General features: G+C 73.2%; 1 protein-coding gene and 1 pseudogene. Both read right to left on the reverse strand.

Annotated features, from left to right (window positions below; translation table 11 throughout):
• Positions 1 to 320: pseudogene (locus C1I97_RS36890) on the reverse strand (two-component sensor histidine kinase); the annotation flags it as partial.
• Positions 321 to 1,064, reverse strand: a complete 744-nt coding sequence (locus tag C1I97_RS36895) for a response regulator transcription factor (RefSeq protein ID WP_111007237.1) — start codon at positions 1,062 to 1,064, stop codon at positions 321 to 323. It lies immediately after the preceding pseudogene.
• Between the last annotated feature and the right edge of the window lie 270 nt (positions 1,065 to 1,334).

Here is a 1,334-nt window from a genome sequence, read left to right on the forward strand (position 1 = left end):
CGGTCGACGATCTCCCCGCCCGCGCCGAGCACCTGCACATTGGTGCGGCTGGGCCGGAGCAGCTCGTGGCCGGGCCGGGAGGAGGCGAAGTCCGCGGGTGCCAGGTCGTAGCGCCGTACCTCGTTCCGCACGTCCTGGACGACCTGCGTGAACACCGACTGCTGGTCCACCCGCACCAGACGGGCCGCGGAGTTGTACGACAGGATGCCGACGAGGATCGTGACGGCGGCGGTCACCAGGGCGAACGTCACCGCGAACGTGGTCCGCAGCGACGACAGCCGGGGCCGCGGTCGCTCCAGCAGCCGCGCGAGGCGGCCCACTCAGTCCTCCCGGAGCACGTAACCCACGCCGCGGACCGTGTGGATCAGCTGCGGCGCGTCCGGCTCGTCGAGCTTGCGGCGCAGGTAGCCGACGTACACGGCGAGGTTCTTGGAGCCGGGGCCGAAGTCGTATCCCCAGATGCGGTCGTAGATGGTGGCGTGGTCCAGCACGATCCCGGCGTTGCGGACCAGCAGTTCCAGCAGCTCGAACTCGGTGCGGGTCAGCTCCAGCTCCCGCGTGCCCCGCCACACCCGGCGGGCCTGCAGGTCCATGCGGATCCCGGCCGCCTCGATCTGCCGTTCGGGGGCCTGCGGCTCCTTCGCCGCCACGTCACCGGAGGCACCGCCCGCCGTGCCGGACGCGCCGACGCCGACCGGGCTGGTGCGGCGCAGCAGGGCGCGCAGCCGGGCGAAGACCTCCTCGACGTCGAACGGCTTGACGACGTAGTCGTCGGCGCCGGCGTCCAGTCCGGCGATCCGGTCGGCGGTCTCCACCAGGGCGGTGAGCATGAGGATCGGCGTGCGGTCGCCCTCGGCGCGCAGCACGCGGCAGACCTGGAGTCCGTCGATGCCCGGCATCATCACGTCGAGGAGGAGGACGTCCGGCGGGTTCCGGTGGGCCTGCGCGAGCGCCTCGACGCCGTCGGCGACCGCCGTCACCTCGTAGCCCTCCAGCGTCAGGGCCCGCTCGAGGGCGTGGCGGATGGCGCGGTCGTCTTCGGCGAGCAGCACGGTCTGAGGCACCCGTCCAGTCTGCCAAGGCCACGGGGCCCCGGCCGAGGCGAGCGGCCCCACGATCACCCTTTTTACCTGCTTTTACCTGCCTTTCACCGTCGGCCGGGGTGCCGCCCGGCCGACGGGCACCCGTCACCCGCGCAGCGCGGCCAGCTGCTCCTCGAACGGCACCACCGTGAAGCCGCCGTCCTTCTCGGGCCCGGCCTTCTCGGGCCCGTTCTTCTCCGGCCCGGCCTCCTCCGGCCCGGTCCGCTCGGCCCGCTCCGCCGCACGCCCCTT

It is taken from the genome of Streptomyces sp. NTH33, assembly GCF_003236365.1.
Taxonomy (GTDB): Bacteria; Actinomycetota; Actinomycetes; order Streptomycetales; family Streptomycetaceae; genus Streptomyces.